This is a genomic window from Haloarcula sp. R1-2, from assembly GCF_011627385.1.
Classification (GTDB): Archaea; Halobacteriota; Halobacteria; order Halobacteriales; family Haloarculaceae; genus Haloarcula; species Haloarcula marismortui.
In genome coordinates this window covers 493,997-510,376 of record NZ_JAANTG010000001.1, presented here as the reverse complement: position 1 = coordinate 510,376, position 16,380 = coordinate 493,997, and the positions used below count along the sequence as shown (strand labels likewise).

14 protein-coding genes are annotated in these 16,380 nt (G+C 62.3%); 6 read left to right on the top strand and 8 right to left on the bottom strand.

Annotation, left to right across the window (positions count from 1 at the left end):
- Positions 1-10: 10 nt before the first annotated feature.
- The 3 genes from G9C82_RS02545 to G9C82_RS02535 are packed head-to-tail and all read right to left on the bottom strand — an operon-like array spanning position 11 to position 2,658.
- On the bottom strand, positions 11-475 hold the full coding sequence (locus G9C82_RS02545; protein ID WP_127013282.1) for a Mut7-C RNAse domain-containing protein: 465 nt from the start codon (positions 473-475) through the stop codon (positions 11-13).
- The gene (gene polX / locus G9C82_RS02540; protein ID WP_127013281.1) at positions 468-2,204 is read right to left on the bottom strand and encodes a DNA polymerase/3'-5' exonuclease PolX; all 1,737 of its coding nucleotides are present in this window, start codon (positions 2,202-2,204) and stop codon (positions 468-470) included. Before polX ends, G9C82_RS02545 begins: the two co-directional genes overlap by 8 nt.
- Before the next feature lies 1 nt (position 2,205).
- Complete coding sequence (locus G9C82_RS02535) at positions 2,206-2,658, bottom strand: DUF5788 family protein (RefSeq protein WP_004961894.1); 453 nt, start codon at positions 2,656-2,658, stop codon at positions 2,206-2,208.
- A 228-nt stretch (positions 2,659-2,886) separates the two neighbouring features.
- On the opposite strand from G9C82_RS02535, the gene G9C82_RS02530 reads away from it, so the two are divergent.
- The 5 genes from G9C82_RS02530 to G9C82_RS02510 all read left to right on the top strand — a co-directional run bounded on the left by G9C82_RS02530 (position 2,887) and on the right by G9C82_RS02510 (position 9,381).
- Positions 2,887-4,971: a caspase family protein gene (locus G9C82_RS02530; RefSeq protein ID WP_127013280.1), complete on the top strand. Its 2,085-nt coding sequence runs from the start codon at positions 2,887-2,889 to the stop codon at positions 4,969-4,971.
- A 613-nt stretch (positions 4,972-5,584) separates the two neighbouring features.
- Positions 5,585-6,526 carry a response regulator gene (locus G9C82_RS02525; RefSeq protein ID WP_127013279.1) on the top strand — a complete coding sequence of 314 codons (942 nt, stop codon included), beginning with the start codon at positions 5,585-5,587 and terminating at the stop codon, positions 6,524-6,526.
- Positions 6,527-6,744: 218 nt separating this feature from the next.
- Entirely contained in the window at positions 6,745-7,689 is a 945-nt protein-coding gene (locus G9C82_RS02520; RefSeq protein ID WP_127013278.1) for a rhomboid family intramembrane serine protease, read from the top strand.
- Positions 7,686-8,501: an endonuclease V gene (locus G9C82_RS02515; RefSeq protein WP_007190476.1), complete on the top strand. Its 816-nt coding sequence runs from the start codon at positions 7,686-7,688 to the stop codon at positions 8,499-8,501. Before G9C82_RS02520 ends, G9C82_RS02515 begins: the two co-directional genes overlap by 4 nt.
- Before the next feature lie 55 nt (positions 8,502-8,556).
- Positions 8,557-9,381 carry an SDR family oxidoreductase gene (locus G9C82_RS02510; RefSeq protein ID WP_007190475.1) on the top strand — a complete coding sequence of 275 codons (825 nt, stop codon included), beginning with the start codon at positions 8,557-8,559 and terminating at the stop codon, positions 9,379-9,381.
- Positions 9,382-9,398: 17 nt separating this feature from the next.
- Here the strand turns inward: G9C82_RS02510 and G9C82_RS02505 are convergent, their stop codons facing one another.
- From G9C82_RS02505 to mct, 5 genes are all read right to left on the bottom strand, one after another.
- Positions 9,399-10,487 carry a TRC40/GET3/ArsA family transport-energizing ATPase gene (locus tag G9C82_RS02505; protein ID WP_007190474.1) on the bottom strand — a complete coding sequence of 363 codons (1,089 nt, stop codon included), beginning with the start codon at positions 10,485-10,487 and terminating at the stop codon, positions 9,399-9,401.
- Positions 10,488-10,758: 271 nt separating this feature from the next.
- Positions 10,759-13,212, bottom strand: a complete 2,454-nt coding sequence (locus G9C82_RS02500; protein ID WP_127013277.1) for an ATP-dependent DNA helicase — start codon at positions 13,210-13,212, stop codon at positions 10,759-10,761.
- A gap of 140 nt (positions 13,213-13,352) precedes the next feature.
- Positions 13,353-13,913: a TATA-box-binding protein gene (locus G9C82_RS02495; protein ID WP_004516850.1), complete on the bottom strand. Its 561-nt coding sequence runs from the start codon at positions 13,911-13,913 to the stop codon at positions 13,353-13,355.
- Positions 13,914-14,116: 203 nt separating this feature from the next.
- Complete coding sequence (locus tag G9C82_RS02490) at positions 14,117-14,557, bottom strand: TRAM domain-containing protein (protein ID WP_127013276.1); 441 nt, start codon at positions 14,555-14,557, stop codon at positions 14,117-14,119.
- Between the two features lie 70 nt (positions 14,558-14,627).
- Positions 14,628-15,818, bottom strand: coding sequence for a succinyl-CoA:mesaconate CoA-transferase (gene mct, locus G9C82_RS02485; protein ID WP_127013275.1), 1,191 nt, complete (start codon positions 15,816-15,818; stop codon positions 14,628-14,630).
- Positions 15,819-15,939: 121 nt separating this feature from the next.
- On the opposite strand from mct, the gene glmS reads away from it, so the two are divergent.
- The gene (glmS, locus tag G9C82_RS02480; RefSeq protein WP_004592954.1) at positions 15,940-16,380 is read left to right on the top strand and encodes a methylaspartate mutase subunit S; all 441 of its coding nucleotides are present in this window, start codon (positions 15,940-15,942) and stop codon (positions 16,378-16,380) included.

Here is a 16,380-nt window from a genome sequence, read left to right as displayed (position 1 = left end):
TTTCTGTATTCTATACGTCTTCCAGCGTCGCCTCGACTGACGCCCAGTGGCTCCCTTTCCAGAAGTGTTGCCCGCAGTCGGTACAGCGCCAGACCCGCTCGTCACCTGCACTCGGTGCGTACTCCGGCGTCGGTTCTACCGGGTCGACTTCCTCGACCGGGCTGTTGCAGACGCCACAGTAGTCCGGCTCCGGAGCCAGCGAGAGGCGGAAGTCGGCGTCTGCGAGTTCTCGCAGCTGGTCTCCAATCTCTCGCTCGCTGAGGAGCACACTCTCGGGTGCGCGGGTGGCGAGGTCACTATCTCGGGTAATCACCAGCCGGTCCTCACGTTCCGCTATGTCGAGGAGGTCGTCATCGGCCTCGGCGTCCCGGTCCAGCGCGTACGCCGTGTCGTAGCCACACATCCGCAGATAGGTGGCGAGTTTGCCGAGCATCGCATCGAGCGCGAGTCGGTCGCTAGGGGTGTGCTCAGGCATCGAGGAACTCGCGGAGGCCCTCGGCGTCGCGGGTGTTCAGTACGTTGTCCGTCTCGGCCCAGCCCCGCCGAGCCATGTGGACGCCGTAGCGCAAGAGTTCGAAGTTACCCGGGCTGTGGGCGTCTGTGTTGATGGCGATTGTCGCCCCAGCCTCAATGGCCTGCTTGACCGCGCCACCGCCGAGGTCCAGCCGGGCGGGGTTGGCGTTTATTTCCAGCGCCGTGTCGTTGTCGGCAGCGACAGATGCGAGCCGCTCCACATCCACGTCCAGCCCTTCTCGACGGTTCAGATAGCGCCCCGTCGGGTGGCCGATGACGTTCACGTCGGGGTGCTGTGCGGCCGCGACGAGGCGGTCTGTGCCGTCCCCGTCCAGCGCGGCGTGTGGCGAGGCGACCACGACATCCAGTTCTGCCAGCAGGTCGTCGGCGACCGAGACACTGCCGTCCGCGGCGATGTTGGCCTCGACGCCGGTGAACACGTCGATGGAAGCATCCGCCGCAACCGATTCGACCTCGGTCAACTGCTCGCGGAGTTTCTCATCCGGGACGCCGACGCCGCCGACCATCCCCGGCCCGGTCGCGTGGTCCGTGACGGCGAGGTAGTCGTGGCCGAACGCGGCCGCGCCCTCGACCATCTCCGTGATACTGTTGCTGCCGTCCGACCAGTTCGTATGGGTGTGGATGTCGCCGCGAACTTCGCCCTCGGCGAGGAGGTCGGGGAGCGCTCCGTCCGCGGCGGCCTCGACTTCGCCGCGGTTTTCGCGGAGTTCCGGCGGAACCCAGTCCATTCCCAGTGCGTCGTACACCGCTTCCTCGGTTTCGCTGGCCACCAGTTCGCCAGCCCGCTGGTCATCGTCTTCGACGTCCTCGACATCAAAGACGCCGTACTCGTTGACTTTCAGGTCCCGCTCGATGGCGCGGTTTCGGACTGCCACGTTGTGGTCTTTGCTGCCGGTGAAATACTGCAGCGCCGCACCGAACTCCGATGGGTCGACGATTCGAAGGTCGACCCGAACGTCGTCCGCGTAGGCGCTGGCTTTCGTCTCGCCGGACTCGATAACCCGGTCGAGTCCCTCCCAGTCGGCGAACCGCTCGACGACGGCCTCAGCGTCGGTACTCCCGACGAGCACGTCCACGTCGCCGATGGTCGGCCGCCAGCGGCGAATCGAGCCGCCGAGCGCGCACTCGGTCACGGCGTCACCGGCGGCCATGTAACTCCGAATCCGGTCACCGTACGGTCGGGCCTCGCCGAGCAGCGACCGCTCGTGGGCCTCACGGGCGAAGTCGATGTTGTCGAGGATGTTCTGCTCTGTTTTCGCGCCGAAGCCCGACACCGCCTGTATCTCGCCGGCCTCTGCGGCGGCTTCCAGTTCATCAAGGGTGGTGATGCCCAGCGCCTCGTACAGCGAGCCGACGGATTTCGGCCCAACCCCCTCGACCGCTGTGAGTGCGTCCATCTCGACGGGAAGCTCCTCGCGGAGTTCGGTCAGCTCCTCGATTTCGCCGGTCTCGACGTATTCGACCACCTTCGAAGAAATGGCGTCGCCGACGGCGTCTATTTCACCGACGCTGTCCTCGCCCTCGGCGGCCAGCCCCTCGATTGCGCCGGGGAAGTCCCTGATGTTCTCGGCCGCCCGGCGGTAGGCCCGGGGCTTGTACTCGACGCCTTTGGCGTCTAGCAGGTCGGCGAACTCTTCGAGCAGTGTTGCGATTTCGTCGTTCCGGCTCATGTTAGTAGCTCCGTCCGGCACGACCCGTGCCGGAGTCTGCGTCCTCGTGTCCAAGCGCTTTCTGCAGGAACTTCATCCAGCGTTTCCTGTCGGCTGTCTCCTGAGCCTGCGCTTCCTGCTCGATGTTGGCCGCACCGAGCTGTTCGAGGGCGTTGAGCGCCCGGTCGATGCCGATGATGGCCGTGGCAAGCTCCTCGCCGCGTTCGTAACTCACTTCGTTGTCCTCGATCCGTTGCTTGCGCTGGAGACGCTCGCGCCGCAGGTTCTTTTTCGCTTGCTCGACGCGCTCGCGCTCGCCCCGCGGAATTGTCTCCCGACGCTTGATCTCGAAGACGAACGACTGGAGTTCGATCTCCTCGCCCTGCACGGTGATTTCATCGGGAATGTTCGCACCGACGGTCGCGCTGTCGCGTTCGATGCGCTCCAGCAACTGTTTGCGCTCGAACTCTTTCACTAGCAGCGTCTTAGACCGGGTTGCCCTTACCCGCTTCGCCCATCGGTCGCCAGCGGTTGTACGGCGTCGCCTGTTTTTGCTCTACCCACATGTGTCCGTTCAGCCTCCGTGTTTCAGGGAGACGCTGTGAACGGTCCTGACTGAAATAAAACGAGGTCGGCGATATCTTTTTCATTGTCTCTGCCATTCTCATTGTACGAGAGTAATACTGTCCCCCTCGTTTATTATATGACTCTAACGTTCGAACCGCTTGACGACCGTCCTGGGCTCGCGGTCATTGACCAGATCGAGCGCCAGCGCTACCGGGTACACACGCCGACGCCAATCGCGCTCAGGGAGGCGGCGGCCGACGTGTTTCAGTATCCCGTCGGAGACGCTGTCCGGATACGGACGCGCGCTATCGAACTACCGACGGTGGTCATGGTGTACGTCCGTGACGATGACGGAGCGATAGCTGCCGAGGTTGCGCAGTTCGAGTCTGAGACGCTGCCGGCGGATGACTACGTCCTTGACCCGCTGACGCAGATCAAGACGTATATGCGGGTCGAGGACGCCGAAGTCGAGGTCACCGTCGACTCGGACCGGACCCGAATCGAGTTCGACGCTCCGACGGACCTGCTCATCGGGGCTCGCTCCCAGCACGACCGGCCGGCTGCCACGGTCACGACGACCGAGCAGCCGGCTGACGTGATGGCCGCGGTCGAAACCTTCGGGTCGGCGCTCAAGGCCCACGACCCCGAGCGCTCCTATCCGACGCTCCGCGGCCACCCGCCGGCGCTTGAAATCGGTGATACGCTGGACATCCCAGCGGATATCGACAGTCCGGATACCGGTGTCACGCTCGAACTCCCGCCCGATCTCGCGTCTATCTTCGTCGCCGCGCCGCTTTCGTACTACCTCGGAGCCTCGCTCGTCCCCGCATCCGAGCCACGGCTCACGACCGACACAGGATTTACGTACTCGCTCGATACCGCACGAGGCTTCGAATCCGAGGTCGGACGCACGCTCAAACGCCTCTTCTTCCTCGATTGTGTCACACGCACTGAGGGATTCCACCAGATCGACTTGCACGAGCGAGCAGCTATCGAGCCCTACGTCGACCTCGATTTCCAGTCGCTGTACCAGCAACAACTGGCGGAGCAAGTCGCCACCTATCTGCAGGTCCCGTACGACGTTATCGAGGACCACATCCCGAAGTGGCGGCTGACAACGCACATCGACCCGGTGCCGGCGAACGCGGAACAGCTCCCGTACGTCGTCGATGACCTCGCTATCGTCCGAACGCACCAGCAACAGCGGCTAAACCAGGCGAGCGTTCCGGCGGAGGCCGAGGCCGAATTCACTCGGGATGACGTCATTACCCGCGCTGCGAGTTCCGACGCTGCCACCGGCCCAACTGAGACGGACTACGTCGAGCCACAGGCCGAGGACTCCCTGGAACAGGCCTGGATCGGGGACAGCATCCCGATCGGCGCGAGCAAGCTGACCAAAGCGGCGTTCGAACACCGCCTCGACCGCGACACGAACGCCGAGGACATCACCATCCGCGTCGTCCAGAACGACGCCCGGATGGACGAGGAGCGCCAGCTCGTCGACGAGGTGTACGGCACCCGCGACGACCTGCCGTTCGACGTCACAGTCCACGACGACCTGACGACGGCGGAACTCAGGACCGTACTCACGACAGACGCGGAGTTCTTCCACTACATCGGCCACACCGAACACGACGGCTTCGTCTGCCGCGACGGCAAGCTCGACGTGACGACGCTCGATTCGGTCGGCGTCGACACGTTCCTGCTGAACGCCTGCAACTCCTACAATCAGGGACTAAGCCTCGTCGAAAAGGGCGCGATCGGCGGCATCGTCACGCTCAACGAAGTCCTGAACGACGGCGCGGTCCGAATCGGTGAATCGGTCGCACGACTGTTGAACTGCGGGTTCCCGCTTCGAGCGGCGCTTACCATCGCCCGTGGTGAGAGCATTCTCGGTGGACAGTACATTGTCGTTGGTGACGGTGGGGTGACTGTTACGCAGACAAATGGAGGGATGCCAAACCTGCTTGAGATACAACCCACTGAAACTGGCTACACCGTAGAAATGAACGTATACTCCACGGATGACAAAGCGTTAGGTGCTATTATGTTTCCGCACATTACTCGCTCTGAGAATCATTACTTAGTGCCGGGCGAAATTGATACGTTCAATGTTTCTAAGGAAGAATTAACAGAGTTTCTGCAAATGCAGCAGATACCAGTCAGGAACGACGGGGATCTCTATTGGAGTAACTCAATAGATTTAGATTCCATACATTAAGCGCTCCAATCAGCCAGACCACTATCCCAGATAAAAGGAACTACTCAACCGGTTCAATTAGTTCTACCGTCTATGGCCCGGGGTACGCACTATTATTAGCTGCTGCAGTCCCTGCCTGAGATAGTAACATCAGGAGGGTGAACAGTGCGCCGGCCATTTTTGGGTGCTCTGCGAGGTATTCGCGCATGGTGGTATCTGACATGATACAATTTGGATGTTGGGTGGGAGATAATTAAATTTATTTGAAAAGTACCTACATATTATATATTGTATTAAGGATAGAATTAAAAGATAAATCCAGAAATCAACCGACACAAGAGTTAAATCGCGTATTTAGTGGGAAAATTACACGCGCAGGTCGTATGTACGCATGAGAGGCCATCCAACAATACCCCCCATCAGTAGCGTTTAGTAGATTGGTACGTAACTAGTGAACAGGATTGGGTATTGATGTTTGAATGGGAACTGTCTGACAGCTATCCGAAGTATGCATGCTCTACCAGCTCGCTTCGGGGGCCGGTTGTAGGGAAGTCAATGTATACAGCAATCGCTACTAGTTTGATGGAATGGATGAGTGCTAGCGGCTTCTGTGTTGGCAGCACCGGGAGGAAAGATGGCTTCTGAGGAGTGGCGACTCGGAGACAAGACAGTGGAGCTCTCCAGTGCAGCCATCAGCGGAAGTCGACGCGCGACAACGCGGCATACACCGCTTCTCCGGACTGAATCAGTAGACCGACGCGACGAGATGCGGGCAGAGGTCCCGATTCCGCTGGCGAAAGTCGAGCAGTCCCAGCAGTGTACCGTGTTGCACGTCGACGACGACCCACAGGTGGGTGAACTGGTCGAGGTGTATCTCGAACGCATTAACGACGACTTCGATGTCGTGACGAAGACCAGCGCCGTCGCCGCGCTCGATTTCCTCCGGACAGAGCAGGTCGACTGTATCGTCAGCGATTACGATATGCCAAACACCGATGGGCTGGAGTTTCTGGAACTCGTCCGCGAGCAGTATCAGGATATCCCATTTATTCTGTTCACTGGCAAAGGTAGCGAAGAGATCGCGAGCGAGGCAATCGCGTCGGGCGTTACGGACTACATGCAGAAGGGAGGGCGGTCAGACACATACGATGTTCTCGCCAACCGAATCGAAAATGCCGTCGAGCAACATCGAACCGAGCAGCGGTTCTGGAACGCCCTCTCGTGGTATCAACGGCTCGTCGAACAGGAGCTGGCGGGCGTCTGTATCATTCAGGACGGGACGTTTGTCTACGTGAACCAGAAGCTGGCCGACATTTTCAGCTATGACCAGAGTGAACTCATCGACGAATCCCCGGCTCTCCTCACGGCAGAGGGCGACGGCGACCGACTTCCCGAGTCACTCCGAGCAGCGGACTCAGACGAGCTCGATACGTTCCATTCGAAGTTTGAGGGCCGACAGGCCAACGGCGAAACGCGGACCATCGAGGTCTCCGGCGGGTCCATCGAGTACGATGGCGAACCGGCGTGGATCGGTGTGCTTCGAGACGCTGAAACCAACCCCGATATTGGCGAGTGAATCGCCGTTTGACTGCTGTGTGCTGCTCGCTGGCTCGTACGGTTTTGCAGGGTACTTCTCAGCTACGCGATAATCGATCGGTGGCTGGTCCACTGTCCTGCTGTTGACTGTCCCTGTTACGAGATATCAGCTCTCTCACGAAGGCGAGAGTTGTCACAGACGAACAGCCGACAGTATAAGCACAATCCCTTTCCACCGTCCACTCCTACCGTAGTATAATGTCGGAGTGCGATGCCTGTGGAAAGCAGGAGAACATGCCGTACCAGTGTGGGCACTGTGGGGGGACCTACTGTGCGGAACACCGGCTTCCCGAGGCCCACGATTGCCCCGGACTGGACAACTGGAGCGATCCGGGCGGCGTGTTCGACAGCGGGTTCGACGAGAGTGTAAATACTGGCCAGACATCAGGGAGCGGCGGTGTCGCCGACCGGTTCGGTATCGACACCGGGCCCGGGGGGCCGATGGCGTACTTCCGGGGGAACGTCACGTATCTGTTCCTGGCGATTATGGGAATTGTGTTCATTCTCGAACATATTGTTATCCTCTCGCTTGGCCGCGAAGCGTTCCAGACGCTGTTCGTTCTCCATCCGAACAACCCTGAGTACATCTGGACCTGGGTTACGTCCGTGTTCTCACACGCCCCCTTCGGATTCTATCACATCTTCGGAAACGGGATTATCATCTACTTCTTCGGCCGACTCGTCGAGCAGCAGATCGGGTCGAAGAAGTTCGCGATCTTCTTCCTCGTGTCCGGCGCGCTGGCAGGCCTCGGACAGATCGCAATCCAGACGGTGCAGGGAACGTCTGCTGGTGTCCTCGGAGCCAGTGGCGCGGCGCTGGCGATCATGGCGTTCCTGACGGTCCTGAAACCGGACCTCCGCGTCTACCTGTACTTCCTGATTCCTGTCCCGATCTGGGCGATCACCGGCTTCTACTTCCTGTTGAGCATCTTCGGGTCGCTCAATCCGATGGGGGCCGGCCTGCTTGGTGGCAACATCGCGCATCTCGCCCATCTTATCGGCCTCATCATCGGGCTCTGGTACGGCCAGAAAATCAAGGGCCAGACCCGGATGCCCGGCCAGATACAGTTCGGCGGTGGCGGCGGCCCCGGCGGCCCTGGTGGACCGGGCGGTCCCGGCGGTCCGGGCCGGCGTCGTCCATGACGGTGCACCCGGTTCGCCCCGAATTCGTTCCCGACCCGTCGCTCTCGCAGACTGAGATGGAGGAGTTGCAACGTGATATCGCGGCGGCGGCGCGGTTCGAGGACGAGATGGACGTTTTGCCCGAGGCGATCACGCGCACCGGAGATGCACCGGACGTCGACCAGACGACACTGAGCACCAGCGCCGACGACCGAACGGAGCCGCCATTCATCGCTGGCGTCGACCAAGCGTTCGTCGACGACAAGGCCGTCTCGGCGATTGTCGTGCTACAGAACGGTGAGGTCATCGAGCGAGTCAGCGCCGTCGAACGCACCGAGATTCCGTACATTCCCGGCCTGCTGTCGTTCCGTGAGGGCGGCGCAATTCTGGCCGCGTTTGCGGAGCTAGAGACTGACCCCGACGTGGTACTTGTCGACGGTAGTGGCCGCATCCACTTCCGGGAAGCCGGGCTGGCGACACACATCGGCGTCACGCTGGACGTGCCGGCCGTCGGCGTCGCAAAGAACCTCCTCTGTGGCACACCGGAGCAGTCCCTCGACGAGAGATACCCGGAAGGGACGCGGATTCCGATTACAGCCGACGACAGCGTCGAGACCTGCCCCGACGGGACAGTAATTGGCCACGCACTCCAGACGCGCCAGTACGACTCACCGAATCGGCACATCAACCCGCTCATCGTCAGTCCCGGCCATCGCGTCAGCGCAAGCACGGCGGCGGATATCGTCGAAGCTACCGCCGACGGCTACAAGCTCCCCGAGCCGACCCGGCTGGCCGACAGCTACGCCGACGAGGCAAAGGCAACCGTCGAGTAGCTCGTTCGGATAACCGACAGTATAACTTCCCGGGGTGTGTTCTCCCGGCCAACACATGGCGAAGACGGTGCTGATTACGGGGGCGTCCTCGGGTATCGGGCGGGCGAGTGCCGAGGCGTTCCTGGCCGACGACTGGACTGTCTGGGCGACCGCCCGCGAGGAATCGGACATCGAAGACCTCGAAGATGCAGGCTGTAAAACCGCTGAGCTTGACGTGACGAACCCGCGGGAGTGCGAGCGGGTCGTTGAGGCGCTTATCGAGTCCGAAGGGCGACTCGACTGCCTGATAAACAACGCCGGCTATGCGCAGTTCGGCGCGGTTGAGGATGTGTCGACGGCGGACCTGCACGACCAGTTTGACGTGAACCTCTACGGCCCGCACCGACTCATCCGTGAAGCGCTCCCGCACATGCGGGCTCGCGAGAACGGAACCATCGTGAACGTCTCCAGCGTCGCGGGCCGTATCGCCTTCCCCAATCAGGGTAGCTACGCCGCCTCGAAGTTCGCGCTGGAGGGACTCAGTGACGCGCTCCGGATGGAGGTCGAGGAGTTCGGCATCGACGTGGTGCTCGTCGAACCCGGGCCGGTTGAGACCAACTTCGACAACCGCGCCGACGAGGAACTCGATGACCTTGATACGTCCGGCGCGTACGACTGGCTGTATCAAGCCCACGAGGATTCGAACCTCGTCGGCATTCAGGACGCGCTCTCTGTCACGCCCGGGACAGTTGCGCTGACTATCCGTGACGCTGCCAACGCCAGCGACCCTGAACCGCGGTATCCGGTCGGACAGGGCGCACAGCTACTGCTTATGCTCGATTACTTGCCGGCGCGGTGGCGCGACGCAGCGTTCGGTGTCATCCGGAAGCTGACACGCTAATCACCGCCCCGCTCAGTTTAGTCCAGACAGGCCGCCACAACCGACAGCAGTCGCTCGCCGCGCACTTCTTCGGCGAACAGCGGCACACGGCGTACGTCGTGGCCGCGGAACATGTCCTGTGACCGGGCCAGCGCGTCTTGCTGTACCTGCCAGCGCCGCGCGCAGAACTCGCAGTCGGCGTGGTTCGGGCCGGCGATGTCCACGTCCTCGCCAAGCACCTCGCTCGGGTCTTGCATCACTCGATTGACGACGACGGTGCTGACGGGGATGTTGAACTCGCCGAGTTGGGCGAGCAGACGCTCGGATTCGACAACGGACAGTTCCTCGGGCACCATCACGATTCGGAAGTCCGTCTTTTGTGGGTCCTGCAGAATCGACCGCAGATGCTCGATCCGGTCCGACAACTCCTGTAGGTCCTCGATACCGGCCTCGGCGTCGACGTCCTGATTATCGCCGAACATGCCGGTGAGGTTGTCCATCATCCCCGAAAACCGCTCGCGGAGTTGCAGAATCTTCCCGACCATTGAGTCCATCGTCTCAGGGAGTTCCAGTAGCCGGAGGGTGTGGCCGGTCGGGGCGGTGTCGATGACGACGCGGTCGAAGCGGTCGTCGTCGACGTAATCCAGCAGGAGGCGGAGCGCCGCAGCCTCGTCGGCTCCGGGCATCGACCCGCCGAGAAGCCCCTCCTCACCGCCGATCGGGTCCTCGGCCTGACCTGCGCCCGCTGCACCGCCTGCACCTCCGCCAAACATCCCGTCGCCGCCGAGCAGTTCGCCCACGCCACCCAGTGCGTCCTCCTCGACACCGAGCGGTCCCTCGCCGACGGCGGCCTCCGGGTCGATCTCCGCGGCGTACAGTGGGATGTCCTCGCGGATGCGCGTCGGCGTTGCCGGGATATCCGCATCCAGCGTGTCCGACAGGGAGTGGGCAGGGTCCGTAGAGACGACGAGCGTCGCCGTGTCGTCGCGCGCGGAGGCCAGCGCGGTGGCCGCAGCACACGTTGTCTTGCCGACGCCGCCTTTTCCGCCGTAGAGGACGTACTCCGCCGCATCGATTCCTGCGGGTGCATTAATATCGTCGACCGCTTCGACGTCGAGTTCGCTCATGCCAGAAGCTACGCTTGTCTGGCCTTGAGTACTTCCCGAAAAGGAGTTGTCCTACTGTCTCGAGGACCGCGCTTCACGGACATCCGCGCCGTCCCGGAGTTTGTCCTCACAGTTTGGACAGACCCGGGGGCCATGGCCTTCGACGGCTTCTGGTGTAAAAACCCGTACGTACTGCTCGGTTACAAATTCACCGCAGTTCTGACACTCGGGCATCTATAGGTACACTCGTTCCACGATGTATATGCCTTCCGCTGCCAACGAAATATTCCGGTTAATCGGCACGGTGGTCGGCCCAGAACGAATCCAGTTGGCTCGCGAGGAAATCCGGCGTCATCCGGGTAAACTCCTCGCGCTCGCCGGCGGGCAGGTACGGAGACACCGAATGCCGCGCGTCCGGCGTGTACCGTCGGCCGACCAGCGCCCGCACCCCGACCTCGTCAACGCCACGGATGACGCGGCCGATGGCCTGGCGCGCGCGCCGCACAGCCGGAACTGTCAGGGCATACTCGAAGGCGTTGTCCTCGCCGAAGGCGTCACCGTAGGCGCGCTGGACACCCCGGACACGTGGCGACCCGATGTTCACCAGCGGGATGCCGACGACCGCGCAGGTCGAGAGCTTCTCGCCGTCGTAGTCGACGCCCTCGGTCAGCGTCCCGCGAGTCGATGTGACCATGACTTTTCCATCGCCGCTGAAGAACTCGCGTTTCAGCCGTTCGGTCTCCTCGTTGCTCGATGACTCGTCCACGAGGACCGGCTTCTCGACGGCGTCTTGCAGGTATGCGCCGGCCCAGCGCGCCTCCCGGTAGTTTGGCATCGCCACCATGACGTTGCCCGGTGAGCGGGCCAGCGCGCGTAGCGCCTGTGCGTACTCGTCTCGCGTTGGATTCCAGTTGTCGCCGAGCGGCCGCATCGTTCCGGGGTCGCCGCGGTTGCGTGCGGTAAACGGTGTCGCGTCGACGAGGTACGACGCCCGGTTCTCAGGCGGGAACGGCAGGTCGTAGGTCGTCGACCGGACCGGCCGTCCGTCGCCGGATTGCTCGTCGGGGGCCGTCGAGCCCGTCTCGGCCATCGAGTCCAGCCCCGACACGCGGGTGAACACGTCCAGCGGCTCCAGCGTCGCGCTCATCAGGATACCGCCGCCGAGGTCGTCGAAGACGTTACGCAGGGCCGTCGCTGGCATGCAGTTGTAACACAGCAGTCCCGGCGTGTAGACGGCCTGGTAATCGGCATCAAGGGTCTGGCCGTGGTTCGGCGAATGCTCCAGTTCGATCTCCCGGAGGAACGTTGCGTGGTCGCGCTCCCACCACTGCCCGGCCAGCACGCCGACAGCGGCACACACCGGCTGGCGGGTCAGACCGAGCTGGTCGATAGCGTCCTCGACGGCCGCACCAACCTTCGACAGCGAGCGCCACAGCGAGCCCTCGTAGCCCTTGCGCTCGGCCCACTCGGTCAGTTCGTCCTGTTCGACCGTGTCGGGGTCCCGAAGCGGAATCTCCCTGTCGTGCTCGGGGAGGCTTGACGGGTCCGCGCGCCAGCCCTCGTGTTCGGCGTCGAGGAAGGATTCGATGCGGTTGTCGAGCCACCGAACGAGGTCGTCGTAGAACTTTCGGGCCTGGTCAACTGCGTCCAGCGGGACTTCGCGGGCTGACAGCACCTCACGGACCTGTGCCTTGTGGTCGGCGCTCTGCTGGGCGCGCTGGATGAGTGTCGTGCAGTCGTTGCGCGCTTGCACGATGCTCTGACGGCCGAGGCGGTCCGACAGGAGGTCTCGCACGCGCTCTTCGAGTCGGTGCGCCTCGTCTACGATGACGAGCGTCTGATTGTCGAGTACGTCAGACAGCAGCGGGCGAGAGCCCGGGTCGAACAGATGGTTGTAGTTCCCAACGATAACGTCAGCCTCGTTCAGCATCACGCTCATGACCCGGTGCGGGCAGGTCCCGCGCTCCGTTGCCGCCGGGAGGTAGTCGTCCATCGTCACCACGTGCTCGTCCCCGGCCGAGAAGTCGACGGGCGAGCCCTTGTTGCGGGCGTACCAGTCCGCCTCGAACGGACAGTACAGCGGCGGGTCTGACCCCTCTGCCATCGACTCTGGAGCCGTTGGCTGGGCCTGCCGGTACGGCGAGGCTGCGCCGGCCGTCTGAAGTGTGTCGTCGCCAAGGGTCGATTGCTCGACCGCATCTGGGCGTGCAGCCGCGGCGAGGTCCTGTCCTTTCCGCGGGTCCCACCACTGGTCATCGTCAGCCTCACCGGCGATTGCGGCGTCCGCGACGGCCGCGCCGTCCGAGCGCCCGTCGTCCTCAACTAACCGCGCCGTCGCCTCCCTGAGGTCCTCACAGCGGTCGTGTGTCCCTACGTCGTCCGGGAACTGGCCCTCACGACCGTACGGACAGAGGTCGCGCTTACCGACCAGTGAGATGCCGTCGAACGGCTCGTCGATTCCAGCGTTAAGCGCTCGGAGGTCGTCGACGAACTGCTGGAGTTGCTGTTTGACCGGCGTGACGACGACCATTCGCTCGTACAGGTCTGTATCGCGGACTAGCGTTGCGCCAGCGGTGAGCGCGGCCATCGTCTTGCCAGTTCCGCACGGACCTTCCATCGCGAGAAAGCCGCGTGCCTTGCCCGCCTCGATGGCTCGTTCGACGGCGTCGGCCTGATTCTCGTAGGGCTCGTCGAAGCCGAAATACGTGCGCCAGGACTCTGTGCCCGTCGAGGCGGGGTCTCCCATCGGAACGGGGTTAGTCGTCCCGGTATTTGAACCGCGGGGTTCCTGTCCGTCGCAATCGCTCTGTGCGCGTCGCGTCGGGACCGCAGTGAACCGAAAAACGGGCTGTGACTGGCCGCCGCCCAGTCACTGGCACTGAGCCGTTAGTCCAGCAGGCCGAGGTCGCTCAGCCGCTCGACGATGGTGTCAACGGCTTCTTCGGCGTCCTCTTTGCGCTTGCCACCGGTGACAACGAGCTTCCCCGAACCGAACAGCAGCGCGACCACGTCGGGTTCGTCGAGTCGGTAGACGAGGCCCGGGAACTGCTCCGGCTCGTACTCGATGTTCTCAAGCCCGAGGCCGATAGCGATGGCGTTGAGGTTGAGCGAACTTCCGAGGTCAGCGGAGCTGACGATGTTCTGGACGACGATTTCGGGGTCGTCGTCGACCTGGATGTTCAGGTCACGGAGCTTGTCGAAGACGATGCGCAGACTCTGGTGGACATCGTCTGTCGATTTCGCACCCGTGCAGACAATCTTGCCCGACCGGAAGATGAGCGCGGCGGATTTGGGGTCCTGTGTCCGATAGACGAGGCCCGGGAACTGCTCGGGGTCGTAGTCGGCTCCCTCGAGGTCCATCGCGACGCTCTCAAGGTCGAGTTCTTGTCCGATACCGGTCGAAGCAACGACATTTTCGATGTCAATGCTCTCTTTTGGGTCGACCATATAGTGTTTTAAATACCGGATTTAAATCATATAAACGTTTGTGATGCTGTGATTACTAGTCGTTCTTCGACCTCTACCACGTCCGACAGATTCCATTCAAGTAGGGGTCTGTCGGTTGAACGACCCTGCCGTGACAGTTTGCTCCGGCCTCGTAGTCTGGCCAGCCCGGCGGTCACTGAGCCGCTGAAAACGCGACGATACCGCTATACAGTGTGGCCGTCGTTGTCGACGACGCTCGCAAACGCGACGTTTTCCTGGACGGTCTCGATTTCGACGGTCGGCGAATCGCCCGGCTCGCCGTCGGGGACGATGACGACGTATCCGCGTTCAACCTTGGCGATGCCGTCGCCCTGGTCGCCCAGCGATTCGATGGTCACGTTTCGGATTTCGCCCTCGTCGACTGGCGGTTGCGGGACGCCGGTGTTGGCTCGTTCCGGGTCGGTGTCCTGTTTGGGCGTCTGCGGTTGGGCTGTTGCCGGCGCACTGGCGTCGACCTGCGAGAGCAGGCCGACGCGGTAGGTCTCGCCCGGCGAGACTGCACCGTGAGATACTTCACTTTTCGGAATTTCAACAATATATCGGTCCCCGTCCGTCTCTATTTGGGCACTGAACAATGTACTGAGCGCATCTGGAACTTCGACCATAGCCTATTCTACGGCTCATGATAGATAATGGTCCTGCCCTGATGTGGTGAAAATTGCCGGCATTTGCCGATTAGTCGTCGCTTTCCACTCGATTGGTTCCCGTATCGACCCCAGCCTCATCAAGCAGTTCCGTCCTGTGCTCGTCTAGCAGCGGCGCACGACCGCCGGGCGAGGGCATCGTCTCGGTCATCTTTATTGGGCTGCCGGCGATGGTCATCTGATCGTCCGCGCCCGGCTGGTCCACCTCGGCGAGCATCTCCCGGTCATGGATGTGCGGGTCGTCGAAGATATCGGCGGTGTTCTGGACCGGCGCGGCCGGCACGCGCCCTTCAAGCAGGTCAAGGAGCGTTTCCGAATCGATAGCGGCGGTCCACTCCGCAATTTCGGCCCGCAGCGACTCGCGGTTCGCAATCCGGCTGCCGGCGTCGGGGTACTCCGCGGCGAGGTCCGGGCGTTCCATCGCTTCACACAGCGCCTCCCAGTGACCGTCGGCGAACGCCGCGATGACGACGTGGCCGTCGGCGGCTTCGAAGGAGTCGTACGGGAACAGCGTCGGATGAGAGTTCCCCTGCCGGGTCGGCGACTCGCCGTCACAGGAGTACTGGTACACCGTTCGCTCACACAGCGAGACCATTGAGTCGTACATGGCCGTATCGACGTACTGGCCCTCGCCTGTGCGTTCGCGGTGATGGACGGCCGCGAGGATGCCGACAGCGTTCAGTACGGCAGTGAAGAGGTCGCCGACGCCAGGGCCGACCTTCGTCGGCGGGCCGTCCGACTGCCCCGTGATTTCCATGACCCCGCCCAGCGCCTGCGCGATGAGGTCGAACGACGGCTGGCCCTGTCGGTGGGTTTCACCCGTTCGCGGGTCGCCAAAGCCCCGGATGGACGAGTAGATGAGGTCCGGGTTGTGTTCTCGCAACGTTTCGTAGCCGCAGTCGAACTTCTCCATCGTGCCGGCCTTGAAGTTCTCGACCACCACGTCTGCGCGCTCAACGAGCGAAAGGAACGCCTCGCGGTCTTCATCGGTCCCCAGATTGAGTTCGAGCGAGCGTTTCCCACGGTTGACGCTCTGGAAGTAGCCGCCGTAGGCTTCCTCGTCGCCGTCACTCACGAACGGGGGGTTCGACCTGATGAGGTCGCCGCCGGGGCGTTCGACCTTTACCACGTCCGCGCCCATGTCTGCGAGCAACATCGTACAGTACGGTCCGGCGAGGACCTGTGTCAGGTCGAGCACACGCAAGTCGTCAAGCGCACCCATGCAAAAACCACGACGGGGCGGCCGCATAAACCTTCTTGAATGTCCGTTATAAATTCCTTAAGGCCATATTATCATGAAAGACCATTAGGTTTATCACTACCCGCCGATGACGGGGAAGTACATGCCCCGGACCGTTATCCTCGGCGTGATTGGCTCCGACGCGCACGTCGTCGGCATCACGATTCTAGAGCAGGCGCTCTCGGCCGCAGGCTTCGAGGTCATCAACCTCGGTGTCCAGACCGCACAGGACGAGTTCGTCTCCGCCGCGAAATCTCATGACGCCGAGGCAGTACTGGTATCCTCGCTGTACGGGCACGCCCGCCAGGACTGCGAGGGGCTGCACGACGAGCTCGACGACGCTGGGCTCGACGTGCTCACGTACGTCGGTGGGAACCTCGCCGTCGGACAGTCCGACTTCGAGGAGACGCAGGCGACCTTCCGACAGATGGGTTTCGACCGCGTCTTCGACGCGGAGACGGACCCGGAGGAGGCAATCGAGATGCTCCGCGAAGACCTGCAACTGACGACAACAGAGGCGGAGCAGATCAGGGTTGACGGGTGA